This window comes from Bradyrhizobium erythrophlei, assembly GCF_900129505.1.
Classification (GTDB): Bacteria; Pseudomonadota; Alphaproteobacteria; order Rhizobiales; family Xanthobacteraceae; genus Bradyrhizobium; species Bradyrhizobium erythrophlei_D.
This window is the reverse complement of sequence record NZ_LT670818.1, coordinates 999,772-1,024,627: the sequence shown is the minus strand read 5'-3', so window position 1 is coordinate 1,024,627 and position 24,856 is coordinate 999,772. Positions and strand designations below refer to the sequence as shown.

The following is a 24,856-nucleotide window of genomic DNA, read 5'->3' as shown; positions in this document are numbered from 1 at the left end:
CCATCAAAGACAGGAGCCGCCGGAGATTGCTGTGTCGAGGGGCGAAGGAGAGTTACTCACCGCACCGAAGCCGCGTGCGGTTAGTTTGCTCTCTGTGTGCCTCACGGTGAAACCAGTCGGAGAGCCGGATGCCTTAATCGGGCACGTCCGGTTCGATGAGCGGGGATGGGAAACGGAGCGTTGCCGAATGGCCCAAGCTACCGCGCCCATCCTCGACTCTACCCTTTGAGACATGCCGACGAGCACCGAGAATGTCTGCTCTCAAGGGTATTTCGGAATCCGGTTTCCGTTTCGTCAGGACCGGTTTTGACCCAATTCAGACATAAGACGCTTGGACCCTCGTTAACATTCGCCTAGGCTTAAGTTCGTCGCGGAATCTGAACCGAACTGTTCTGCCAACTCATGCGCTCCGGAACACACGACGGATTTTGCTCGATACCAAGCGCCACCGGCGGTATTGCACGGCTCGCATGCGCGCGGCTGCGCGAGCTTGGCAAGGACGTGGCAGCCGTTCTGGCCAAGGTAGGGGCGAGGCCCGAGCAGGTCAACGATGACGCCATAAGGCTTGAAGTGCCCAAGCAAATCAGGATCCTCGAACTGGCGTCAGAAGAACTTCAGGATGGACTTCTCGGGTTTCACCTCGCTCGCAATTTCGATTTCCGCGAAATCGGGCTAGTTTATTATGTGATCGCATCATCGGAACGACTTGCCGATGCCCTGCTGAACGGTAAGCGATACTGCACGATAATGAATGAGGGCGTCCGCCTTAACGTGAAGCTGGACGATCGAGCGGCCGCAATAGCGCTCGACTATGTCGACGTCGACAGGCAGTCAGACCGGCATCAGATCGAGTTCTGGCTGGTGACGTTGGTGCGGATCTGCAGGCAAGTGACAGATACCAGGCTGGCACCGCGCCATTTGAGGATCAGACATCGACGTGAGGAAACGCCCGCGGAAATGAGGAGCTTTTTCGGATGCGATGTTGAATTTGGCGCTGCTAGCGACGAGATAATTTTTCCGGCACCCGTAGCATCCCTGCCCATTGTCGGCTCTGACAACTACTTGAACGATATGCTACTGCGATACGCGGAAGAAGCGCTTGCCGACTGTCCGCAAGAGCGCGCCTCCATCCGATCGGCCGTCGAGAGAGTCTTGCCGCAGCTGCTCCCACATGCCAAAGCCAGCGCATCGAACGTCGCCCAAAAGCTCGCCTTTAGCAGGCGAACGCTGTCACGCAAGCTTCACGATGAGGGTGTGGCGTTTGCGGAAATATTGGATGAGACAAGAGCTGCTCTTGCAAAGCGTTATCTTGCCGAGCGCGATCTGCCGGTTTCCGAAATAGCGTGGCTGTTGGGGTATGGCGAGGTCAGCTCTTTCACCCACGCGTTCAAACGTTGGACCGGTATGACGCCGCGCCAATTTCGTTTAACCCCGTGAGCATAGGGCGCTTTGCACTCACATCGGCCTCGCGTCGTTTCTTTCGTCCGTAACCCTGGAGTCCGCCGAACTTCAGATTCAGGATACTAGCTACATTTCGGCTCGTAGCCGTCAAAGCGTCAATAGTGCCCAGAGCGCCGCACCGAAAAGAGCGCAAACCCAGCAGTCCACAATTCGCAGAAGCAAATCGTCTCGCGTCATGGTCGGGTTCCGCCACATGATACGAGACTCCTCTGGAGCGTCCCTCCTCATTTGCGGGCAAGCACGCTGCTGGCGATGGTGACGTACTTGCGAGCGGCCTCCTGGGCCATGTCGATAGTCTCCGGCAGGGAACGGTCCTGGCGCACCTTCGCCAACTTGACCAGCATGGGAAGATTGATTCCTGCGAGCACGTCCACATTTGGACGGCTCATGCAAGAAATAGCAAAATTAGACGGCGTGCCACCGAACATGTCGGTGAGAATGGCAACGCCGTCACCGCTATCGACGCGATTCACCGCCTCAATGATCGCCATTCGACACAAATCAGGGTCATCGTTGGCTCCCATTGTGATGGCTTCCATTTGCTCTTGGCGGCCCATGATATGTTCGAGCGCCGCGCTGAATTCGTGGGCAAGGCGCCCGTGGGTCACAAGCACTAGACCAATCATCGGAAACTCGGTCCCGATCGATGTCGAACGGCCCCCTCCGGGGCCGCGACGATCGTGCTGGTCGGATAGCCCGAGCCAAGTATAGAATTCATTCAGCTCTGCGTTTCCGCAATGCCCGGCCCGGGTCCGTTCAAACGACCTGCCTGCGATATGAAATCATCGAACATCGCCACAGCTTCTTTGATCTCGTGGCAACTGAAGCTGTCGATAGAAGTTTTCGTGCTGTGATCGAACAGCTCCAGCCAAAACAGTGGCATGCGGTCACAACCGGCCTCCGGCCCTCGAAACATGCTGATCTCGCGGGTTCCAATCGAGGCGAGCGAAACCGACGCTTCTGAGCTGTCCTCCGGAATGCGCGAGAGTTTGACGTAAGCACTCGCAATTCGCAGTTCAGTAAACGTCCTGTCGGGCGTGTTGTTCTTGATCAAACCTTGGAAATCCTAAAACGCGTTGGGAGCACTGCAAACGCCGCAGCACGATTGTACACTCCGAGAGCCAGCAGGCTGGAATCGCAGGGAGATATAGCAAGAGAGGTCAGAAATGCGCTTGTTGTAACGTGCCAATTATTTGCTATTCTGCGCCAATATCGCCTTGGGTTGCGCGTATACGCCTGATCCAAGCCTCGCGGACCTGCCAGTCGGACAGCCCACCAAATTCGAGCTTGTACTAAATCTGAAAATTGCCAAATCGCTTGGTCTCGATGTATCGCCGACACTGCTGTCCAGCGCCGATGAGGTGATCGAGTAACTGGCACATGTCTGGATGTGGCACCGAACGGACATGCCGCACCTATTGAGCAATGTCCGCTGTTGGGGCCGAAGCGGAAAACATCTACGAAGCGCCGGGAGACCGGCAAGGAGTAGAGAGTGCAAGTCTCTTACGATGAGGGAGTAGCGATCCACATCGGCCCCGAGTCATGCGCAGTTGCCCGCGAGGGTTTCGGCGAAGCGTTGACAGGGGAGCGCATAGGCCAGCCATCGAGCCGCGAAAGATTCCTATTCTGGGTGCCGACACCGTGCAGATCGTGGAAGGCAATACGTCTGGGCGCGTCATCGCGAGCGCCAGGACGACCCGGCGTGGTCAGAGACCCTGGCATGTGCAGACGCTCCTTGCGCGGGAACCGGGAGATCTCGCGATCGACCGTTCGGCAACAGCCGCCGGTCCGCATCGGGAAGGTGAGGAGCCGTAGCCGATGATGCACGGTCGTGAGAAGTCAGACTCTGCCATAGTAGCTGTGAAGCCGACGAACAAAGCGGTCCCGACCGCAGCGGAGCCGGTGGAGCCAAGGGCGGGGGCCAAGGGGAACGCGCGCCGGCAAAGCACGCACCGGACACAGGGACGGGAGCGCGTGGCACAGGCGCTGGAGCGCGTACGGCAAGCCGCAAGGCAACGGAAGAAGGGGAAGCTCACTGCACTCCTCCACCACATCAGTATCGACTGCCTGCGGATAGCGTTCTTCGCGCTCAAACGCGATGCCGCCTCTGGGGTGGATGGACTGACGTGGCCGACCTACGAAGCAGACCTTGACCGAAACCTCACTGATCTGCATGAGCGGGTTCATCGGGGAGCATACCGGGCACTGCCATCACGCCGGACATACATACCGAAGGCTGATGGGAAACAGCGTCCGTTGGCGGTTGCGGCACTCGAGGACAAGATCGTCCAGAGAGCGACCGCAGCTGTGTTGAACGCCATCTACGAGGAAGACTTCCTCGGGTTCAGCTACGGGTTCCGACCCAAGCGAGGTCAGCACAATGCGCTGGATGCGCTGGTTGTCGGGATCACGAGCAGGCGAGTGAACTTCATTTTTGACGCAGATGTGGCCTCCTTTTTCGACTCAGTCAGCAAAGACTGGCTGGTGCGATTCGTGGAGCACCGCATCGGCGATCTGCGCATTATCCGCCTGATCCAGAAGTGGTTGAAGGCGGGTGTCCTAGAGAACGGGGTTGTCACGGTCAGTGAAAAGGGAACGGGGCAGGGATCGGTAATCTCACCGCTGCTCGCCAACGTCTACCTGCATTACGTGTTCGACCTCTGGGCCGAGCGCTGGCGACGGCACGAGGCCACGGGCGACATGATCCTCATGCGGTATGCTGATGACATTGTCGTCGGCTTCGAGCACGAGGGGGACGCCCGGCGCTTCTGGGACGATATGCGCAAGCGGTTCGAGGAGTTCTCGCTGTCGCTCAATCCGGACAAGACTCGCCTGATCGAGTTCGGCCGCTTTGCGGCGGAACGACGCGCTCATCGCGGGCTCGGAAAACCGGAGACCTTCAACTTTCTTGGCTTTACCTTCATCTGTGAACGCAACAGCCGTGGACAGTTCCTTGTCAAAAGAACAACACGGCGCGATCGCATGCAGGCAACGCTCAGGAGGATCAAGGAGGAATTGCGACGGCGCATGCACGAGCCTATCCCCGAGCAAGGGGCTTGGCTCAAGCAGGTGGTCAGAGGCTTCTTCGCTTATCATGCCGTGCCGACCAACGGCCCTGCACTGAGAGCATTCTACTATTATGTGAAGCGCATCTGGTTGCGCACGCTGCGGCGGCGTAGCCAGAAGGACCGCTTCTCGTGGCAGCGAATGCATGGGCTAGCCGCCGACTGGCTCCCCCAACCGCGCATCCTTCACCCATATCCCGATAGGCGTTTTGCCGTCATGCACCCAAGGTAGGAGCCGTGTGCGGGAATCCCGCCTGCACGGATTTGGGCGGGGGGCGGTCAGCAATGATCGTCCCTACCGCGCTTCCCGGCGAGCATTTCGCCCTTTGACCCAACTGAGACGTCGAGTGCAAACTCAAACAGCGGCGCAAGCACGGGGATGTCGCACTCTTCCTGGTTGTCGAGCGATCGGTGGTGCGCTTTTCTGTCGATTTTACGGGCGCTTTCCAGCATCGATGCGCTCGCGCCGGCGGCCCGTACACTTCCCTTTCAGCTATCGTTGATCCAAGCGCACTGCGCGATGACGATTCAACCTAATCTCATCGCGCTTTAGCGAACGGCGGGAGTGGTGTTGCTCCAGGTGGGAACCGCGTTTGTGACTCCCACCGAAGGCCAACTGTATGTGCCTATTGACGGAGCCGTGACAGTTCCAACCGGATTTCCGGATGTACCATAGCCACCGTTTCGCGGTACCGACACTCCGGCCAGCGGATAGGGGCCGGACGTGGACGTCTGATAGTGCCTGATGTGCCTGTACTTCTTCGCTTGCGCAGCAAACGGGGTAGCAGCAACCCCTGCGGCCACGAGCACGGCCATCGCCAGTTTAATCGTGTTCATAGCTTCATCCTCCTCCATGATAGATAGGGGATAACGCACGTTCTGCACGAGCCTCGACGTAAACTCTTGTTGAGCCTGCGTGATCACGCTCTTGGTCTCATTGGATATCGCGGTCTTTGGTTATTGACCACGCCGTTCAGCCTCGCTCGGCCCGCAAGCGGAATCTCTAAGCGTGAATTCCGGCAAGCAATTCGATATGTTTCAGCGCGGTGGCTACCGGGATCGACCAACACCGGACGGTCATTCACGACAGTAACGATACTTGGTTACGCTGTATTCCTTCGGCGCTTCATAGTATGTCACTCCGCTGGAGGCAGATCAGCGCCTCACCAAAACGGACAGCGCCGTCGCTCCCGTTGCGCGAAATTCAGGAGTTCGGCACGGCAGGGACTTCGGGCTTTGACGCCAGCAATGGAATAGTCAGCGACGACCTGGGACGCTCATGAGCAAAGTTAGCTCAGCAACCAGATTACTGCTGCAAGATTCAGGAGCGCAGTTCCGGCGGGACCGAAGGTCTTCATCCGATCCTTAACTACCACTCCTATTGCGGCGTCACAGATCTGAACGATGATCATGCTGCAAGCGATCGCCAATAGCCATGGAGTTGAGCCTGTCAGAAATGGGACCGCACTTACTATTACCAAGGCTACACTTCGCGCACAGGTGTATAGCGCCGTGTTGCGGACTTCGTTTGCGGGATTGAAGGCCGCTGCAACAGAAAATCCGAGGCTAATAACTGCGCTCACCGTCGTGATAAACGCGCATAAGAGGAACGGAATGTTCATTTGTGATGCCTATGGTGCTGACGCGCCTTTAGTAGCACAAGCCCGGCGATCTGCCTGACGAAATTTGAACTCGTTGTGAATCTCAAAAATGCCAAGGCCATCATGCTGAATATTTCCGGAACGTTTTCGTTGCGCGCTGACACCATCGTTGAATGACCGCTTATGGCACGTTTCGGTCATGGCGGTGTGCATGGTTGGAGTCTGCAAGCGGACCAAAGACGGACATCGACCAGCGGCGGTTCAAACCGCCCGATCGCTCGCCAGCGAAAGTTGTTGAACCGGCAAAGGATCCGACTTTTGCGGCAGAGCACGGGCGACCACGGTGGCGGATCAGGAAACTTGCCTGCAATCTTGCGCAGGCGCGCTCCGTTGCGGACCCGACGGGCAAATCACTTGGACAATTTCTCGACCCCTCTGTCTAGCCCCATTCGAAAAAATATTCTGATTTCCCGAAAGCGCAAATCACCTTATATCCGAAAGCCATCCCGCTCCTCGGAGGAGCGTTGCGCAATGTCACGAAACGCGGAGCGGGATGCGGTGGACGCTGGCGGCGCGCATGACGGGCGATGCGGCTGGCGGACGGCGAAGGCGTGTGGTCCTGACGCCCCGACGCTGGCGTCAAGTTCGTGGGAAGCAATTTTCGCGGGCGACGGTGGCAAGAAAGCCCGGTCACCGGGGAGAGCGCGTTATAAGCCGTAAAACCACTGCGCGGGGAATGCCGGATGTTCCCGGTGTGACCTGACTAACGCGTGTGCGTTCTACCACACTCATTGCACACGCGGCTATCGGGCGCATCGGACGCCCGGCATTCCCTGCGCCCTCTGCTGAGGAGGGCCAAAATTCAGGCATAGCCCGGGCGCAATCGCGCCGCGAGATCGCGGACGCTTGTCTGATGGATACGAACACCCGCGACACATTCAGTCGTCATCACCCGTTCGCGGGGTATGACGGTCGTGGGGTGTCCGCGAAACCGCTACTCCGCCGTCTGCTTGCGCAGCTCGGCCACGTCCTGGGCGGTGAGATGCGATCCCTTGCTGCCGAAGCGCGCGGTGACGTAATTGGCGACCGCGGCGATCTCGACATCGGAATAGGCATTGCCGAATGCCGGCATCGAGAGCGCGCCTTCGCTTTGCCGCCTGGTTCCGGCGATCACGATCTGCGCGACGTTGGTGGCGGCGGGATCGTTGACCGCCCAGGCGCCGGTGAGCGTGGCAAAGGGCGAGATCGAACTCTCGCCGGTCCAGCCATGGCAACTGACGCAGCCGCCTTCGAACACCATCTTGCCCCGCGGATCAGGCGTGCCGCCGTCCTTGTGCAATGCCGGCGCCGGCGGTGCCAGGGTCGCCGGCAGGTCGGGCGAGGAGATCGGGGGCACGCTGCGCAGATAGGCCACCACGGCACTGATATCCTCGGGCGCGAACTGGCTGAAACTGTGATCCACGGCTTCGCCCATCGGCCCCGACGCGGAGCCGTGACCCACCGCGTGTCCGGTCGAAAGATAGGCGATCAGATCCTCGTCGCGCCAGGCGCCGATGCCGGTGGCCTTGTCGGACGTGATGTTGTAGGCGCGCCAGCCCGCCGTCAGGGCGCCGGCGAATTTTTCGCGGTTGTCGAGCGCGAAGCCGAGGTTGCGCGGCGTGTGACATTCGCCGCAATGCGCCAGCGCCTCGGCGAGATAGGCGCCCCGGTTCCATTCCGGCGTCTTCGAGGTGTCGGGTTCGAAGCGGGTGTCCGGATTGAACACTGCCGACCAGAAAGTCATCGCCCAGCGCTGGTTGAACGGGAAGGTCAGCGTATTGGCGGGCGCGACCGCGTGCACCGGCGGCAGGCTGAACAGATATGCCTTGATCGCCAGCGCATCCGCATCGCTGATATAGGTGTAGGAGGTAAACGGCATCGCCGGATAAAGCCGCGCGCCGTCGCGGCGGACGCCGCGATGCACCGCGTTGAGGAAATCCTGATCGCTGTAATTGCCGATCCCGGTCTCCTTGTCGGGGGTGATGTTGGTCGAGTACAGCGTGCCGAACGGCAGCTTGAACCCCAGCCCGCCGGCATAGTCCTTGCCGCCTTTCGTGGTGTGGCAGACCATGCAATCCGCCGCGCGCGCCAGATAAGCGCCGCGCTCGACCAGGCTCGCGCTGGCGAGCGTCGCCGGGGCGCCGGTCGGATTGGCGGCCTTGTAATCCGCCAGCGCGACCTTCGGGCCGCCGGCAAAGGCCATCGGCCCCGGTCCGCGAACGAGCCAGACCGCGATTGCGAGCGCGACCACCACGACCGCGACAACGCCGAGGAGAATGCGGCGCGCGGCGGGGCTCATGACTTCTTCCCCGATATGAGCGCACGGTCGATCGGAAGCCGTCGCAGGGCGACGCCGGTCACGGCATATATCGCGTTGCGCAGCGCGGGCGGCCCCGCCGTCACGCCGGTCTCGCCGATGCCGCCAGGCGACTCACCGTTTTTGATCACATGAACATCGATTTTGGGCGCCTGATCGATCCGCAGCATCCGGTAGTCGTTGAAGTTGGACTGCTGCACCCGCCCCTTGTCGATGGTGATCTCGCCGTAAAGCGCGGCGGTAAGGCCGAAGATCAGTCCACCTTCGACCTGCGCCACGATGGTGTCGGGGTTGACGGGGATGCCGGTATCGACCGCCGAGGTCACGCGGCGCAACTTGACTTCGCCGTACTCGTCGACCTCCGCTTCCACCACTGTGGCGATGAAACTCGCGAACGACGGCTGTACACATACGCCGCGTCCCACGCGCGCCGGCAGCGGCTGGCCCCAATTGGATTTTTCCGCCACCAGGTTGAGGGCGGCGAGCAGACGCGGGTTTTTTCCAAGCATCGATCGCCTGAAATCGATCGGATCCTTGCCGGCCTTGCGCGCCAGCTCGTCCATGAAGCACTCGATCGCGAAGACGTTGTTATTGCAGCCGACCCCGCGCCAGAACCCTGTCGGTACCGCCGGCGGTTCGGCGCGCACATATTCGACATGCAGATTCGGGATGTCGTAGGGCTGGTCGACGGCGCTGTCGACGGCGTCGATGTCGATGCCCTTCTGGAAAGCCGGCGGCAGCCAGCGCGCGATGATGGCGGCCCCTGCGACCTTGTATTTCCAGCCGACGATCTTGCCGTCGGACAAGGTCGCCGCAATCGTGTCGCGATAGACCGGGCGGTAGATATCGTGCTGGATGTCCTCCTCACGGGTCCACACGATTTTTACCGGCCCGTCGACCTGCTTGGCGATGCGAACGGCCGCGACCACCATGTCCGGCTCGAGCTTGCGGCCGAAGCCGCCCCCGAGCAGATGGTTGTTGACGATCACTTTCTCGACCGGGAGCCCGGCCGCCTTGGCCGCCTCCGACTGCACCCGCGCCATGATCTGCGTACCGGTCCAGATTTCGCAGGAATCAGGCTTGAAATGAACCGTGGCGCTCAGCGGCTCCATCGTTGCGTGCGCCAGAAACGGCAACTCGTAGGACGCATCGAGCCTGTCGCCGGTGGCGAGGCCCTTGGCGATATCGCCTTCGGATTTAGCGACCACACCGTCCTTTTCGCTGGCGGCGCGCAAATCCTGCCAGATGTCATTCGAACTGAGGTGGGCGTTCGGACCCTCGTCCCAGTCGATCACCAGTGCATCGAGGCCCTTCTTGGCCGCCCACATGTGATCGCCGACCACGGCGACCAGATCGTCGAGGATCACGATTTGCCGCACCCCCGGGACTTTTCTGGCGGCGCTGTCGTCGACCTTGGCGACCTTGCCGCCAAACACGGGACACGCCGCAAGAGTTGCGAATTTCATGCCGGGAAGCATCGCGTCGATGCCGTACACCGCCTTGCCGTTGACCTTGTCCGGCGTGTCGAGGCGCTTCAGCGGCTTGCCGATCAGCGTAAAATCCTTTGGATCCTTCAGCGCGACGTCCTTGGGCGGCGTCTGGCTGCTCGCGGCGAGCGCCAGCGCGCCATAGGAAAGCTTGCGCCCGCTCTCGCGATGGGTGACCTCGCCGTTCGATGTCGCGCAGCTTGCCGGTTCGACCTGCCATTGCCCGGCCGCGGCCTGCACCAGCATGGCGCGGGCGCTGGCGCCTGCCTTGCGCAGCGGCGTCCAGAACGCGCGGACCGACGTGGAGCCTCCGGTTGCCTGGACGCCGAAGGCAGGATTTGCGTACAGCTTCTCGTCGGGCGGCGCGTGCTCCAGTGTGACCGACGCAAAATCGGCGTCCAGTTCCTCGGCCAGGATCATCGCTACCGCCGTGTAGATGCCCTGACCCATCTCGACCTGTGGCATCACCAGCGTGGTATGGCCCGCCTCGTCGATGCGGATGAACGCATTGGGGGCGAATTTGCCGCTGCTGCTATCGGGCGGCTGCACCGGCTCGTTGACCGCGCGCACCGGAAGATGGAAAGCGAGCAGAAATCCCCCCGCCAACGCGCCGGTCAGCAACGCGCGGCGCGAAACTCCGTCGGACGTTCTTGCTGTTGCCGCGACGCTTTCCCTGGCCAACATGGTACGCTCCTACGACTGGCGTCCGGACGCGGCCTGCTTGATGGCCGCGCGAATACGCACATAGGTACCGCAGCGGCAGATATTTCCCGCCATTGCGGCGTCGATGTCGGAATCATCGGGGTTGGGCGTGTTCGCGAGCAGGGCCGCTGCGGCCATGATCTGGCCCGACTGGCAATAGCCGCACTGGATCACCTCGAGGTCGAGCCAGGCTTTCTGGACTTTCGCGCCGGCCGGCGAAGCGCCGATGCCTTCGATGGTGGTGACGGCGCGACCGCGCACCGCGCTGACCGGCAGCAGGCACGAACGCACCGGCTTGCCGTCGATATGCACGGTGCAGGCGCCGCATTGCGCGATACCGCAGCCGAATTTCGTTCCGGTGAGGCCGAGCACGTCGCGCAGCACCCAAAGCAGCGGCATGTCGCCGGGAGCATCGAACGATTTGCGCTCGCCGTTGATCGTCAGCGTGGTGGCCATCCGAAACTCCCCCTCGACAGTCGCCGCATGGCGCTCATCATGCAATCACGCGCGATCCTGCCGGTTGGATCGGCAAACGATCGCGGCGAGCGCGGCCGCTATGATCAGCTGCGAGGAGCGTGGCATTCGCCGCGGCTCCACGTCTTTCTACAACGCACGATGGGTGTGGCCTGGGGTTCTGCGCTGCCAGCGGCGCGGCCGGTCTGGCGTTGCGGAATTCATCGCCAGGAGGTCGGCGTGAACTCAATATTCGCAGGCCAAATCGTAATGCTTGCGCAGCCGCTCAGCGAGATCATTTGTCAGGTCTCGCCATTCCTGTGGATTGCGAACGCCGCCAGCAGCCGGGGTGATCGTCAGCATCGCTCGCCAATACGACCCGCCGTAAACCGTCACTCGAAAACCGGCCCTGGGACAGTCGGGGTGATGCGCCAGATCGAGTTCAATCATCTCAGCGAGTTCGGCCGACGTCATGATTTGCTTTTGCTGCGTCCTGCCTCCGCTCGGCTCATGGTTCGAGGCAGCCGAAGTTTCTCGGACAGGTTCCAGCGCGGCAACCGTTGCTTTGGCTTGCTGGATGTCGTCGGTCCCGGATTCCGGCGGGTTGCGTCCGGGCATAGCCGCAGTCATTCCGAAAATCGCCTGCGCCAGAGTGTGTTTGTAGTCGTCACTGTCGTCCTCTGCCACGGCAACTCCTCCCAACATTATTTGCCAATATTTGCGCCTCTCCGATTTACGTGGCTCCCAATGCGTGTTTTTTTCGCGGCGAATCGAAGACGCGCTCGACGGTGCGGGCTCAATGCCTCTCATCATCCTTGTCCGGGCGAACATCGGCGGCCGGTCGTGTTCCGGCATCTGCCTCGCGGACCGGCATCCCTCGGCGCCGGCCACTGCCCTTGGAATGGTGGCCGCGCAAGACTATTTACTTCACGGGACGTCTCGGGTGTAGGCAGGCGTAGGGGTATGAGGTTCATTCGAGAGGGATGGCCATGCGAATCCCCATTATAGTGGCAGTTATCACCGGGATGACCGGGTGCGCGCTGGCGCAGACACAGCCCACGCCACCGTCGGCCTATCCGACCATGCCGACGTTGCCCTCTGCCTTCGCGACCGCCCCTCTCAATCCTTGCTACTCGGGGTCGTCGCGCGAGCACTATTCAGCATTTTTCAACGACTACCCGCGGGCCGACTTTGATCGCGGCTCCATTCGTCGCTCGTCGTCGTTCAATCCCACTAGTCCCTGTTATACCGGTACCGCGTTTCCGTCTTATTCTGCGATTGGGCCGGAGGAAGTTCCCAACGGTCCAATTCGGCGGACTTTGCCTGGCTCCGACAGTCTCAACGAAGATCAGGCAAAATCGCGAATTGAGGCGAAAGGGTATTCAAATCTGTCCGGACTGCAAAAGGACAATCGCGGAATTTGGCGCGGCAAAGCGACAATGAAAGATGGAAGGTCCGTCGGCGTCATCCTCGATCTGGAGGGAAATATCTACTCGGAACTGTATCCATTCATCTTTATCCGCCCTCTCGACCCTCACAGACTCTGATACCTGATCGGCCGAATTGCCGGTTACCGCGTTAGGCCATCAAACGATGACTTCGTGATCAGCGGCTTGGAGTATCGTCAGGCAACTCAAATGGCTATTTGCCGAGTGATTGATTAACCGCCTCGCTCTTCGGCGGAACTGTCGAAGATGCGGCACCCATGTTTCGCTTTACGAGACAGGCGCCACCGGTGCGGCGGATGCGGCTGCAAAGATTGTCGGCCTGGCGACGCGTGTTGGTGCCGATCCGGACCTGATAGAAAGAGCTGGTGCCGCGGCTGCGGAACAGCAAGGCAACCACGTTCGGATCGTTGCCGATGACGGCGCTCAAGCCATTCGTCGCCCGTGCATACATCGCGAGCGCGTTATCGCGATTGAAACCGGCGGCAACCTGCACTCCCCAGGGCTTGGCGGTGGCGAGCGTCACGCGGTGTTCAAGCTGAGTGACAAATCGATTCGGCGTCTGCGTCAGCAGCGCGATCAGGTCGCGGCAATTCGAGGCCTGCGGCCGCCCGGGCAACTTGCCGTTACTCCCTGCGGCCCAGTCGTCGACGCTCGAGCCCGTGATGGCCGCGACGTAGTTGCGCGTTTCCTGCGGCATATAGCCTGAGCCAGCGAGCCAGTCCTGCACCCGCTTCGGTCCTGCATTGTACGCAGCCGCGGCAAGCCCGAGATTGCCGAACTGGTTGCGGAGTTCACTTAGAAATTCGGCCGATTTCGGCAGCGCCTGAACGGGATTGAAGGGATCGAGCAGCCGCCGCTCGCTGGCGGTGCCTGGCATGAATTGCGCTATGCCTTCCGCGCGCTGCCCACTGCGTGTGACGGGGCCGACCGCATTGGCTTGAAAACGGCTTTCCTGCCAGATTACGCGGGCAAAAAACTCCAGCGGCAGGTCATTCGCCCGCGCCGCGGATTCGATTATCAGGCACAGCGACTCGCGCGCGTCGGTTTCCGGCGCGGCTTCTGGCTGCCTTTGCGCGCCCGCTCTGTTTTCATTCATGGGGCTCGCGTGTCCTCCGCCGCTCGGCTCCACGGCGTCGGTCTGAGCGGGCGCCGCATCTTGCGCGAGCGCCGGAGCCACCGTCCACTGGAGCATCACTGACGCGGCAAACAGCAGGGCACGCAGAGCTGGGACCAGATCCTTCTGAATGGTCGAGCGATCGGGAGCGGCCAGGGTCATGCAAGCATCGTTACCCGCGATGCTCCTCTATGGCGGGAGAAAAAATGTGTATATCGAAAAGGTTTCCGAAGCAGAAACCGCTCCGCCGTTTCATCTCACACAAGTCGCTTCGTCAGAAAGTGTCCAAGGCAATTTCGCTGCGTGAACGGGTGGCGCGGGCCGAGTTCGATGGCGGAGTTTCTGAAAACGGATCATCGGGCGCTCGCGATCTCGCTCAGCATTTCAGGCCGCCGCCAGTGGCGCGCCGTTCCTCTGTCTCTTGATCCGCCAACCAAGCATACCCAGCGCAACCAGGCCCGTAGCCAAAAGCGGGAGAGTGGACGGAATGGGCGTCGCGGCAGTGATCGATCCGTCACTGGAAATCGTCAAACTACCAAAGTTCAGTGGAAGCCCACCGGCGTCGAGTAATCCGGCAATATAAAGCTGACTCTGGATTTCGAGTGTTGTCGCGCCAGTTGGAACCGCGATAAACACGGGCCCCGCGCCGATCCCGTGTGAACTGCTGTACATGTTGTAGTAGAGATAATTGGTCTCGTTCACCGACTCCAGAAGCGCGCCGGTTTGATTGAACAAACTGACGGTGTAATTGTCAGTATAGGTGCTGTTGCATGAGGCGCATAGGGTGGGATCGCGAATGCCGAGCGCGCTGATATCGATTGCCAGGAGCGAGGTGCCTGCGCCAACCTGAAACCGGCTATCCGAATATCCGACCGGCAGTTCGCCAGAAAAAGTCGATGCGACGGCTGGGCCGTGAATTAACGCAACGACCGCGAAGGTCGCAATTTTGTTAAGGCCCGTGACGCACTTTGCCATAATCACCTTCCCCGCCCTTTGTTTCTTATCCGGTGCCGTTCGGAGAGAACGCAACTGCCGCAATTAAGGATGTCGTTTTTGCCGAACTTAAGGAAAAACTGAGGCGGGAATCGTCAGGCGGAACTTCTGTTGCGGGGTTGTGAGCGGCTGGTTCCAAGCGCGGACATCGCCTTTCCAATTGCGGACTTTGCGCCTGGGACGTTCAGGATTTTCCGGACGGCGAATGCGCTCGGGGCTGCTGCTGACTCCGCGGTGGATACCCATTTCGCTCCAGCGGTTATTTTTAGCGGTTATTTTTGTCGCACCCTTGGACCCAATTTGGCCATTTGGCAGCCTAATTTGGAGCCGAACAAAGCACTTACTGTTGCCTTGCATCAACCTCACGGGAGCGGTGCCATGGGAGATTATCGGGCCTATATTCTCGGTATCGACGGCCATCGTTTTGTTTGGGCCGAGGATTTTCCGAACGATCACCCGCATGACGGCGCCGCCATGAATGCTGCTAGGCAGCTTAGTGAAAAACACGACGTTGAGGTTTGGGACGGCGTTAGATTGGTTGCTCGACTGTCGCCGGGTGGCGAAGTAATGTCGCCGGGTTTGGTCCCGTCCTTGGTTTTCGCCCCGCCGTCAGATCGCGAGGCGAGTTCTGTTAAGCCGGCGGAGCCGATTTCCCTGAGCAAGGTTTCGGAACTGGCTTTGGCGGCCTCTTCAGAGAATAAGCTTTTCCTTTGATTCAGTGGTCGCGGCGACAAGTTCAGGCATAGCGCGGCCTTGGGGCGGGTCAAACCGAGACACGTATCGAGCTGCCGCCCGGCAAGCACACTCTCCAACTGGCATTGGGCGATGCCAAGCATTATCCGTTCAACCCGCCGCTCGTTTCAGATAAAATTACCACCCGGATCAAGTCGGTCTGGTTTGGTGGCGGTTCTCATTGTTCTGGATTCGAGCGCAATTCGCCACGGGGCGGCTTGCCGGAAGGCTCGTTGTCAACGGAACCCGGCAGCAGCATGATCACAGTTGCGGACCCGACAGGTTCAGCTCACGCTCAGCCCGGAATACATTGCCATAAAGGTTTGCTATCCATTGGCGACCGCTCGACGTGACATTGAGATAGCGTATCGCCGTCTGAATTTGCGGAGCGACGTTATTCCAATAGAACTGCGGGTACTTATAGACCACGTCAGCGGGCGTGTCGTAGCCGAGCGTTTTGTTCAGGCCGATTTCCTCGAATTCGTAGAACAGCGCATTTGCCTTTTTCAGGTAATTGGGATCACCGAGTTGACCGATAAGATCGGCGGCGCGCAGCAACAAGCCTTCCTCCTCGATCAGGTCGTCGTTCGAGGATGACGCATAGGGAAAGCGGGTATATTCGATTGCTCGGGAGATTCGGCCAGCGTCAACTTCTTCGGCGCCGTCGAGGCGCTCGGAGACGAACATTTTCGAGCGGTCCACATGATAGGGCGCGAGCGCGGCATCGGACGACCCTCGCGGCAGACGAACCGTGCGACCACTGAGATCTGCGACATAGGACTCGTTGTCATCCCCCTGCAAAATTCCGCGCACGTACCCGATGTCATGGGTAAGGCATGCCAAAATGAAATTCGCATAGTCGCCCGCGGTAGTTGCCCGCAACATCTGTCGTCCCATCAGGATGTCGTGCCCGGCGAGGGTGACAAGCATTGAGTGCTCAATGTTGTGATACAGGGCGTCGCTGTTGCCGATGCAATCCAACGTCAGTCTGGCTGCGAAGGGAATAACTTCAGCGAGGCGGGCATGTGAAGTGCCAAACCGACTCTTGGTATCTGAAGTGAGGAACGATCCCAAAGCCTGCGCTACCAGTTGCGGAATTGTGATCATCTGAACACCTATCTGGCTGAATGCCGTGGTGTGACAAAAACTCCTTCATTGCGAGCTGATGATAGCACATCCCGGTGGCGACCGCACTCTTGTGCTTAGAGGACGCCCTGGTCTGCCGGCGCCTTCTCAGCTAGCGCGGCCTTACGAGCATCTTCATGCCGCCGGCGGGGCGCAGCGTGATGCGCGCTTCCGGCATGACTGCCGGCGGATCGAGCAGAACGAAGCGGAACACCGGCAGAATGGTCGCGAGTACGACCAGGATCTCCTGAACGGCAAACCCCCGGCCGATGCAGATGCGGGGACCGAGGCCGAACGGAACGAAGGCGCCGCGCGGAATATTGCGATGCGGCTATCGGGCGCATCGGGCGCCCGGCATTCCCTGCGCCCTCTGACGAGGAGGGTAGGAGGTTGACAGCAAAACTCGGGCGCGTCGCGTGGCGAGAGTAATACGCATGTGTTGAAACCGTCATTACGAGCGAAGCGAAGCAATCCACCGGGCAACAAGAAAGAAAGCTGGATTGCTTCGCTTCGCTCGCAATGACGATCGGCTGCTGTTTGAAATTGAATCCCTCTGGCCCGAACTTCACGTTGGCCGAAAGCCCATGCGGAAAGCTCCCCAATGGCGGCCGCGGACGCGGATCGGCGAGGAGAGATCCTTCATCAGGACGAAATTGCCGCCGCCCATGTCGCGCCGGTAGGTCTGCAGCAGAAACGGTCTGGTATTTGCCGCTACTTTTTTCACCGCGCGGTCGTTGAAGAGGCGCCGGTTGCGGCAATTGGCGTTGTTCCAGACCGGGTCCTTGCCCTGCGGCAGCCGATAGTTCGGATTGTGGGTCGGAAGGTATCCGCCTTTGGCCCATGCCACACAGAACACGATTCGTGGATCGATCTTCTGGATCGGGTCCTGGATCGGCGGCAGGATGCGGTCGGTGAATTCGACATAGTCGGTGAGATATTGCTTGGGGTCGGTGCCGGGAATTTCGCGGTAGTGCTCGTCCATCAATTGCTCGAGACGGATGTCGCCGCGCTCGATCGCGCTCTCGAAAGCCGCCGAAATCTGTCTTGCGGTTTCGACCACGACGCGGATCAGCGGGGCATCCGACGTCTCCACGCCGCTGGTGGCGATCAGCTCGATCAGCCCCTCGGAGAGGTCGAGCAGCTTTGCGACCCTTTCGTCGGCGCTCCGCAGGTCAGTCGACGACAGATCGACGCCCTTGGCGAGGTTCGCCAATTCGTCGATCACCATGTCGCAATGGGCAAGGTTGGTTGTGGCTGCTTTCGCGACACCGTCGATCTCGCGGCCGACCGCCGTAAAGCCGTCCTGCACGCGGACGATGATGCCCTGAATCTGCTGCGCGCCTTCGCCGGCGTTCTTGGCCCTGACCGAAGCATCGCTGCTTTCGCCGATCAGGCTGCCGACCTGGCCGTCGAGATCGCGAACGGTGTCGCCGATCAGATGCGTGGCCTGGCGCGTCGCCTCGGCAAGGCTCTTCACTTCGCTCGCGACCACCGCGAAACCTCGGCCGGCGGCGCCGGCGCGGGCGGCCTCGATGGTCGCGTTCAGTGCCAGCAGATTGGTCTGCTTCGCGATCGCTTCGATCGATCCGGAGACCTTGGCCACCTGCGCGAGCGCGGTGCCGACCGCGCCGAGGCGGTGTTCGATGCGCCCCACGGCCTCGATCAGCTCGGCGATATGCTGGACCGCGGTCTCCACCGCGCCGCGCGATTGGGTGATTTCATTGACCGCGGAGGTCGTGGCGGTCTGCACCGCCTGCGAGGCGCCGGCGATACCGTGGTTGGCAGAAACCATGGTCTCGGCGGTTTTTTGCAGATGCCCGAACCGCTCGGACTGGTTGGAGACGCGACCGGCGACCTCCTGCAGGTTTCCGGCCACGTCCGCAAGCTCGACCCCGAGGCCGCCGATCCGGTTCGCAAGCTGATCGACCAGGCGTTCGCTGTCCGAGGGGACAGTTGCGGCATGTTCCAGTTTGATGGGCTGCGCAGCCGACATCGTTGCCTTCCTCTTGCTGAGCGAATTCGAAAGCGGTTCAAATCTCTTGGACGCGGGTCAGTCTCGAACGGATATCTCTCAAAGCTTGTAGGCGGTGCGGAAGCCGCCCCAGTGGCGCCCCTGGACCCGGATCGGCACGTCGATCTCGCGCATCATGACGGTCTTGCCGTTGCCCATGTCGCGGGCGTAGCTCTGGATCAGGTAGGAGCGCAGATTGCGGCCGGCGGCGAGGCCGGCGGGATCGTTGAAGATGCGGCGGTTGCGGCTGTTGGCGGTGTTGAAGGCCACATCGCCCGGCCGTTGCGGATGCGCGTAGATCTTGTTGTGCACCGGCAGATAGCCGTTGCGGTCGATCATCACGCAGAACACCATGCGCGGGTCCTTGGCGAGGAACATTTCCTGAAATGGCGGCAGCGCGCGATCGGCCCAGTCGAGAATCCTGGTGCGATGCTGCACCGGATCGGTGCCGGGGATCACCACGTAACTCTCGTCGAACATGTCGTCGACCGAGATGGCGCGGCTTCTGACCGCATCCTCGAAAATTTTGGTCAGGGCGGTGCCGGCCTCCATGGCGCGGGTGACGAACTCGGTGTTCTCGTCGCGGATCGCCCACAGCCGGTCTTCGATCTTTTCGCGGAGCGCGGCGTCCGGCGCCTCGAAGCGCGCCTGCGCGCCGGCCTTGGAATGTTCGGCGATGCGAATCCGGCAGGCGCCGATGCCCTCGATCGTCGCGTTCAGGCTTTGGTTCAGTGGCAGCCGCTCGGCCTCCGCTCCGGAGATCAGGATGCCTTCCATGGAAATCTCGTAGACCGCCGCCGCGACCGCGCCGCGCGCGGCCGGGATTTCGATGCCGATGTTGCAAGGCAGCCGTTCGCGCTTGCGCTGTTCCTCGCGCCCGTTCTGGCCCAGCAGCACCGCGCAGCGGGTTTTGAGTTTCTGCGCGAAATTGGTCACGGCCTTGCCGGCGGAGGCGACGCGCTCGCCATGGGTTTCGGCTTCCTTTGCCGCGCTATCGATCTCGGCGGCGCTGTCGCCGACCGAAACGATGAAGTGCGACGTGGTGGCGACGTTTTCACTCATCTCGTGGGTGGTTTCGTTCTGCTCGGCCACTGCGCCGTTGACGTTCTCGAACACCGGGCGGATCGCCTCGATCGCCTGCGCGATCCGATGCACCGCGTCGACCGAGCCGGCGGCGTCCTTTTGCAGCGCCTCGATCTTCCTGCTGATTTCCTCGGTGGCGTGCTGGGTCTGCACCGCGAGTGCCTTGACCTCGGTGGCGACCACGGCAAAGCCGCGCCCTGCGGCGCCGGCGCGCGCTGCCTCGATGGTGGAGTTGAGCGCGAGCAGCGTGGTCTGCCGGGCGATCTGCGCGATCAGGTTGACGACATTGCCGATCGCGGCCGAGGATTCGCGCAGGCGATCCACATTGGCGCTGGCTTCGCGCGCGGCGGCGCTGGCCTGATCGGCGAGCTTGCTCGCGTCGCGGACCTGCGAGCCGATGCCGTCAGCCGAGTGGGTGAACTTGTCGGCGGCCTGCGAGAAGGTGGTCGCGGTCGACTGCGCAGCGCTGGTGCGGCCGGTGAGCGCATCGGTGCGCTGGCGAATGGTGGAGAGCGTCGCTGCGGTCGCCTCGGCGCCGCCGGCGACCGAATGGGCCGCGCGCTCGAGCTGGCGGATCATCGCGCCCAGTTCGAGTTCGAGCAGTTCGAGAATTTCCCGCGCCGAATCGCTGTCCGAGGCGCTGGCGGAACCGGCTACCGTTGCTGGCGTCGCAGCCTGCGCGGCCACAACCGGCGCAGCAGGTTCCGGCCGACGCTTTCGAAAAAAACCGAACGCCATAGGGCCCCTTGGCAACTTGTAAGGATAAGGAGGCCGTCATCTTGGCATTTGGGCGTGAAGTCACGGTTAATAATTGCCTCATATGGAGGCAATAGACACTACCACCATACCGAAAATGCCCGTAAATCTTTGATTTTGGCAAATCAGCAGCCTATAACGCCGCGCCTTCCACCCAAGACCTCCCGGACGAATCCCCGAAAGAAACCGCATGGCCGGACATTCCCAATTCAAGAATATCATGCACCGCAAGGGGCGGCAGGACGCCCAGAAGTCGAAGCTGTTCAGCAAGCTGGCGCGGGAAATCACGGTGGCGGCCAAGATGGGCCAGCCCGATCCCAGCATGAATGCGCGGCTGCGCGCCGCGATCATCTCGGCCCGCCAGGAAAACATGTCGAAGGACTCGATCGAGCGCGCCGTGAAGAAGGCAAGCGGCGGCGACAGCGAGAACTACGACGAGATTCGCTACGAAGGCTACGGTCCCGGCGGTGTCGCCGTGATTGTCGAGGCGCTGACCGACAACCGCAACCGCGCGGCGTCCGACATCCGCTCCTTCTTCACCAAGTCCGGCGGCAATCTCGGCGAAACCAATTCGGTCGCCTTCATGTTCGATCGCACCGGCGTCATCGAATATGACGCCAAGGTCGCGTCCGACGACGCGATGCTGGATGCCGCGATCGAGGCCGGCGCCGACGACGTGTCCTCGAGCGAAAGCGGACACGAAATCTACGCCTCGCCGGAGACGTTTCGCGAGGTGGCAAAAGCGCTGGAGGCGAAGTTCGGCGAGCCGCGCAAGGCGGCGCTGACCTGGAAACCGCAGAACACGGTGCCAGTGGACGACGAGACCGGTGAGAAGCTGTTGAAGCTGATCGACCTGTTGAATGAGCACGACGACGTCCAGAACGTCTACGCCAATTTCGAGGTCTCGGACGCGCTGATGGCGAAGATGGGCGGGTGAGGGTCGGGCAGGGCCGAGCCTCATAGTGATTGAACCGAGAAGCCCCAGCGTACTGGATACCCCGCTTTCGCGGGGTACGACGACCGGTAGATGTTTCGCAGACCTCGCTCCGGCGTTATCACTACCCCATGACATCAGCCCCGATTCGCCACCCCGTCCGTATCCTCGGCATCGATCCGGGCCTGCGCCGCACCGGCTGGGGCGTGATCGAGATCGACGGCAACAGGCTCGCTTTCGTCGGCTGCGGCTCGGTGGAACCGCCCGACAGCCTGCCGCTGGCGAGCCGGCTCCTGGCCATTCACAAGGGGCTCGCCGCCGTGCTCGGCGATTTCAAGCCGGCGGAAGCCGCGGTCGAGCAGACCTTTGTCAACAAGGACGGCGTCGCTACCCTGAAGCTTGGGCAGGCGCGCGGGGTCGCGATGCTGGCGCCGGCGATGTTCGGTATCTCGGTCGCGGAATATGCTCCGAACCAGGTGAAGAAGACCGTGGTCGGCGCCGGCCACGCCGACAAGAACCAGATCATGGTGATGCTCAAGATCCTGCTGCCGAAGGCCGAACCGAAATCCCCCGACGCCGCCGACGCGCTGGCGATCGCGATCACGCACGCCCATCATCGCCAGAGTGCAACCCTGCGGCTGAGGGTGGTCGGCGTATGATCGGCAAGCTCAAGGGCCTGATCGACAGCTACGGCGAGGATTATGTCATTCTCGACGCCGGCGGCGTCGGCTATCAGGTGCATTGTTCAGCGCGGACACTGCAGGCGCTGCCGTCGCCCGGGCAGCCCGCGGTGCTGTCGATCGAGACGTATGTCCGCGAAGATCAAATAAAGCTGTTCGGCTTCAAGAGCGACGTCGAGCGCGAATGGTTTCGACTCCTGCAGACCGTGCAGGGCGTCGGCGCCAAGGTGGCGCTGGCGGTGCTCGGTACCTTGCCGCCGGCCGATCTCGCCAATGCGATCGCGCTGCGCGACAAGGCCGCGGTCGCGCGCACGCCGGGCGTCGGCCCGAAGGTGGCCGAGCGCATCGTCACCGAATTGAAGGACAAGGCGCCTGCCTTTGCCAATGTCGATCCAGCGCTGGTGCATCTGTCCGGCGCGATCGACGACCAGCGCGCGCCGCGGCCGGTCTCTGATGCGATCTCGGCGCTGGTCAATCTCGGTTACGGCCAGCCGCAGGCGGCGGCTGCGATCGCCTCGGCCTCCCGCAGCGCCGGTGAGAATGCCGAGACCGCGCAACTCATCCGGTTGGGGCTGAAGGAACTGGCGAAGTGAGGGAACCAATACTTACTTTGTCCGGCCGAACTCCTTTTGCTGACTGCTTCCTCTGCCGTTTACGACGAGGCCATTCAAGTCTGCGCCGGAGCATCCCGGGATGATTACTTGTTACCTGCGTTACGAGGTCGATGCGGACAAGCTCGCCGACTTCGAAGCTTACGGTGTAATGTGGCTTGATCTGATTCCGCGGTTTGGCGGCATTCATCACGGCTACTTCTTGCCGTCCGAAGGAGCGAGTGATGTTGCTCTGGCGATGTTCAGCTTTTCGAGCCTTGCAGCCTACGAACAGTATCGCCAGGACGCTCGCACCGATCCCGACGTTCAAAAGGCGGTAGCCTTCGCAAAAGAGACGCGCTGTTTCATCCGTTATGAACGGTCGTTTTTTCGGCCATTGCTTCCGAAAACGGCCTAATACTGGGCGGACAGGTAAGAAAGATAATCGATAGTCGCATGACCCCGCCCTCCCGCATCGTCACGCCCGAGCGCCGCAGCGACGATGTCGGCGACACCGCGTTGCGCCCGCAACTCCTGTCGGAGTTCGTCGGCCAGGCGCAGGCGCGCGCCAATCTCTCGATCTTCATCGAGGCCGCGCGCAAGCGCGGCGAGGCGCTCGACCACGTGCTGTTCGTCGGCCCCCCTGGCCTCGGCAAGACCACGCTGGCGCAGATCGTGGCGCGCGAACTCGGCGTCGGCTTCCGCGCCACCTCCGGTCCCGTGATCGCCAAGGCCGGCGATCTCGCCGCACTGCTGACCAATCTCGAAGAACGCGACGTGCTGTTCATCGACGAAATCCATCGCCTCAGCCCCGCGGTCGAGGAAGTGCTGTATCCGGCGATGGAGGATTTCCAGCTCGACCTCATCATCGGCGAGGGACCGGCGGCGCGCTCGGTCAAGATCGAGCTGGCAAAATTCACCCTGGTCGGCGCGACGACGCGCGCAGGGCTTCTGACCAACCCGCTGCGCGACCGTTTTGGCATTCCGGTCCGGCTGAATTTCTACACCGAGGAGGAGCTGGAAAAGATTGTCACCCGCGGCGCCCGCGTGCTCAAGATCGGCATCACGCCGGATGGCGCCAACGAAATCGCCCGCCGCGCCCGCGGCACGCCGCGGATCGCCGGCCGGCTATTGCGGCGGGTGAGGGATTTTGCTTCCGCCGCGGATGCCGCCTCGATCGACCGCAAGATCGCCGACAATGCGCTCAGCGCGCTCGAAGTCGATGCCGCTGGCCTCGACGCCATGGACCGGCGCTATCTCACCACGATCGCTATGAACTATGGCGGCGGCCCCGTCGGCGTGGAGACGATGGCGGCGGCGCTGTCGGAACCGCGCGATGCCATCGAAGACATCATCGAGCCGTTCTTGATCCAGTGTGGCTATCTGCAGCGCACCCCGCGCGGCCGGCTGCTGACCTCGCACGCGTTCCGCCATCTCGGCCTCGCCGAGCCCGCGCGCGATCCGGCGCAGTTCGGACTGTTCGGGCAGGGCAGCGAAGAGGACTAAGCAAGATGGCCTCATGCCGCGCGCGCGGAATGAGGCATGTCCAGGCGCCGCCTCCTAGTGAACCAGCGTCTTCGCCGCACCCAGGAGCACACCGAGACCGTACTGCGCCTTGTAAAGCGGCGAGACCCATCGCGACTAGTTCCGCCGGGAGTTCCTGCATTCGCAAAAGTTGACATAGCGCCGCTGCGTATCTCGGCGGGCCGGCGAAGTGCGGTCGTATCGTCATTGGTCAGAACGTGGCTCCGCTTGCGCGCCGGGAGATTTTGCGCAAAACGGTGATCTCCCGAGGCGAACGAAGGGCCGGCAGTGACGACATCCCATCTCGACGGCGTAATCCGCGACGGCCGCCATCATATGCAGATCAGGGTCTACTATGAGGACACGGATTTTTCCGGCATCGTCTATCACGCCAACTACCTGCGCTTCATGGAGCGCGGCCGCACCAATCATCTGCGGCTGATGGGGGCCGAGCAGCACGCGCTGTTCGCGGAGGCGCGGGCGGAAACCCCGGGCTTTGCTTTCGTGGTACGGTCCATGCACCTTGATTATCTGAAGCCCGCGCGCATGGACGACGTGCTCGACGTGCTGACCTGGCCGGTCGCGGTGAAGGGCGCCTCGATCACGCTGGCGCAAGAGGTCAAGCGCGGCCACGACCTCCTGGTCAAGGCCGAGGTGCGCGTCGCCTTCATCAGCGAGGGCCGGGCGCAGCCGATCCCGAAGGCGCTGCGCATGTTACTGAAGGCGGATGTGTCGAACTGA

The 24,856-nt window shown here is 61.5% G+C and carries 23 protein-coding genes and 1 pseudogene; 11 read left to right on the top strand and 13 right to left on the bottom strand.

Translation table 11 applies throughout. The annotated features are described in order from the left end of the window. Positions 1-501 precede the first annotated feature (501 nt). The gene (locus B5525_RS04865; protein WP_244567832.1) at positions 502-1,437 is read left to right on the top strand and encodes an AraC family transcriptional regulator; all 936 of its coding nucleotides are present in this window, start codon (positions 502-504) and stop codon (positions 1,435-1,437) included. A 248-nt stretch (positions 1,438-1,685) separates the two neighbouring features. Here the strand turns inward: B5525_RS04865 and B5525_RS04860 are convergent, their stop codons facing one another. Further along, entirely contained in the window at positions 1,686-2,087 is a 402-nt protein-coding gene (locus B5525_RS04860; RefSeq protein WP_079564986.1) for a PTS sugar transporter subunit IIA, read from the bottom strand. A 92-nt stretch (positions 2,088-2,179) separates the two neighbouring features. Next, positions 2,180-2,515, bottom strand: coding sequence for a hypothetical protein (locus B5525_RS04855; protein ID WP_079564985.1), 336 nt, complete (start codon positions 2,513-2,515; stop codon positions 2,180-2,182). A 920-nt stretch (positions 2,516-3,435) separates the two neighbouring features. Here B5525_RS04855 and ltrA point away from each other — a divergent pair. After that, the gene (gene ltrA / locus B5525_RS04840; RefSeq protein WP_425305221.1) at positions 3,436-4,758 is read left to right on the top strand and encodes a group II intron reverse transcriptase/maturase; all 1,323 of its coding nucleotides are present in this window, start codon (positions 3,436-3,438) and stop codon (positions 4,756-4,758) included. A 47-nt stretch (positions 4,759-4,805) separates the two neighbouring features. On the opposite strand, the gene B5525_RS43585 is transcribed toward ltrA, so the two are convergent. The 5 genes from B5525_RS43585 to B5525_RS04810 form a co-directional block, all read right to left on the bottom strand. Next, positions 4,806-4,979, bottom strand: a complete 174-nt coding sequence (locus B5525_RS43585; RefSeq protein WP_154073066.1) for a hypothetical protein — start codon at positions 4,977-4,979, stop codon at positions 4,806-4,808. Positions 4,980-7,121: 2,142 nt separating this feature from the next. Continuing rightward, entirely contained in the window at positions 7,122-8,465 is a 1,344-nt protein-coding gene (locus tag B5525_RS04825; RefSeq protein WP_079564983.1) for a c-type cytochrome, read from the bottom strand. Then, on the bottom strand, positions 8,462-10,654 hold the full coding sequence (locus tag B5525_RS04820; protein ID WP_079564982.1) for a xanthine dehydrogenase family protein molybdopterin-binding subunit: 2,193 nt from the start codon (positions 10,652-10,654) through the stop codon (positions 8,462-8,464). Before B5525_RS04820 ends, B5525_RS04825 begins: the two co-directional genes overlap by 4 nt. A gap of 9 nt (positions 10,655-10,663) precedes the next feature. Further along, entirely contained in the window at positions 10,664-11,128 is a 465-nt protein-coding gene (locus B5525_RS04815; protein ID WP_079564981.1) for a (2Fe-2S)-binding protein, read from the bottom strand. Between the two features lie 243 nt (positions 11,129-11,371). Continuing rightward, positions 11,372-11,812 (bottom strand): hypothetical protein, encoded by a 441-nt coding sequence (locus tag B5525_RS04810; protein ID WP_154073065.1) that lies wholly within the window; start codon positions 11,810-11,812, stop codon positions 11,372-11,374. 302 nt (positions 11,813-12,114) lie between these two features. Here B5525_RS04810 and B5525_RS04805 point away from each other — a divergent pair, with 302 nt between their 5' ends. After that, complete coding sequence (locus B5525_RS04805; RefSeq protein ID WP_172899815.1) at positions 12,115-12,672, top strand: PepSY domain-containing protein; 558 nt, start codon at positions 12,115-12,117, stop codon at positions 12,670-12,672. A gap of 94 nt (positions 12,673-12,766) precedes the next feature. Here the strand turns inward: B5525_RS04805 and B5525_RS04800 are convergent, their stop codons facing one another. Together B5525_RS04800 and B5525_RS04795 are read right to left on the bottom strand one after the other, a co-directional pair. Then, positions 12,767-13,765, bottom strand: a complete 999-nt coding sequence (locus tag B5525_RS04800) for a transglycosylase SLT domain-containing protein (RefSeq protein ID WP_079572944.1) — start codon at positions 13,763-13,765, stop codon at positions 12,767-12,769. A 306-nt stretch (positions 13,766-14,071) separates the two neighbouring features. Beyond that, on the bottom strand, positions 14,072-14,662 hold the full coding sequence (locus B5525_RS04795) for a hypothetical protein (RefSeq protein ID WP_079564978.1): 591 nt from the start codon (positions 14,660-14,662) through the stop codon (positions 14,072-14,074). Positions 14,663-15,058: 396 nt separating this feature from the next. On the opposite strand from B5525_RS04795, the gene B5525_RS43580 reads away from it, so the two are divergent. Together B5525_RS43580 and B5525_RS47705 are read left to right on the top strand one after the other, a co-directional pair. After that, a complete protein-coding gene (locus B5525_RS43580) occupies positions 15,059-15,394 on the top strand; it encodes a hypothetical protein (protein WP_154073064.1) in 336 nt (111 codons plus the stop codon). Positions 15,395-15,435: 41 nt separating this feature from the next. Next, positions 15,436-15,567: pseudogene (locus tag B5525_RS47705) on the top strand (DUF4399 domain-containing protein); the annotation flags it as partial. Between the two features lie 106 nt (positions 15,568-15,673). Here B5525_RS47705 and B5525_RS04780 read toward each other — a convergent pair. The 4 genes from B5525_RS04780 to B5525_RS04765 all read right to left on the bottom strand — a co-directional run bounded on the left by B5525_RS04780 (position 15,674) and on the right by B5525_RS04765 (position 20,369). Continuing rightward, positions 15,674-16,519 (bottom strand): metal-dependent phosphohydrolase, encoded by an 846-nt coding sequence (locus B5525_RS04780; protein WP_079564975.1) that lies wholly within the window; start codon positions 16,517-16,519, stop codon positions 15,674-15,676. 130 nt (positions 16,520-16,649) lie between these two features. Then, a complete protein-coding gene (locus tag B5525_RS47700; RefSeq protein WP_244567830.1) occupies positions 16,650-16,751 on the bottom strand; it encodes a cytochrome P450 in 102 nt (33 codons plus the stop codon). Between the two features lie 351 nt (positions 16,752-17,102). Next, positions 17,103-18,530: a methyl-accepting chemotaxis protein gene (locus B5525_RS04770; RefSeq protein WP_079564973.1), complete on the bottom strand. Its 1,428-nt coding sequence runs from the start codon at positions 18,528-18,530 to the stop codon at positions 17,103-17,105. Positions 18,531-18,608: 78 nt separating this feature from the next. Next, entirely contained in the window at positions 18,609-20,369 is a 1,761-nt protein-coding gene (locus B5525_RS04765; RefSeq protein WP_079564972.1) for a methyl-accepting chemotaxis protein, read from the bottom strand. A 208-nt stretch (positions 20,370-20,577) separates the two neighbouring features. On the opposite strand from B5525_RS04765, the gene B5525_RS04760 reads away from it, so the two are divergent. The 6 genes from B5525_RS04760 to ybgC all read left to right on the top strand — a co-directional run bounded on the left by B5525_RS04760 (position 20,578) and on the right by ybgC (position 24,856). Beyond that, positions 20,578-21,324, top strand: a complete 747-nt coding sequence (locus tag B5525_RS04760; protein ID WP_079564971.1) for a YebC/PmpR family DNA-binding transcriptional regulator — start codon at positions 20,578-20,580, stop codon at positions 21,322-21,324. A gap of 128 nt (positions 21,325-21,452) precedes the next feature. After that, positions 21,453-21,980 (top strand): crossover junction endodeoxyribonuclease RuvC, encoded by a 528-nt coding sequence (ruvC, locus tag B5525_RS04755; protein WP_079564970.1) that lies wholly within the window; start codon positions 21,453-21,455, stop codon positions 21,978-21,980. Further along, positions 21,977-22,594 (top strand): Holliday junction branch migration protein RuvA, encoded by a 618-nt coding sequence (ruvA, locus tag B5525_RS04750; protein ID WP_079564969.1) that lies wholly within the window; start codon positions 21,977-21,979, stop codon positions 22,592-22,594. Before ruvC ends, ruvA begins: the two co-directional genes overlap by 4 nt. Before the next feature lie 100 nt (positions 22,595-22,694). Then, a complete protein-coding gene (locus B5525_RS04745; protein ID WP_079564968.1) occupies positions 22,695-23,009 on the top strand; it encodes an NIPSNAP family protein in 315 nt (104 codons plus the stop codon). Positions 23,010-23,047: 38 nt separating this feature from the next. Further along, the gene (gene ruvB, locus B5525_RS04740) at positions 23,048-24,097 is read left to right on the top strand and encodes a Holliday junction branch migration DNA helicase RuvB (protein WP_079564967.1); all 1,050 of its coding nucleotides are present in this window, start codon (positions 23,048-23,050) and stop codon (positions 24,095-24,097) included. Positions 24,098-24,403: 306 nt separating this feature from the next. Further along, positions 24,404-24,856, top strand: coding sequence for a tol-pal system-associated acyl-CoA thioesterase (gene ybgC / locus B5525_RS04735; protein ID WP_244567829.1), 453 nt, complete (start codon positions 24,404-24,406; stop codon positions 24,854-24,856).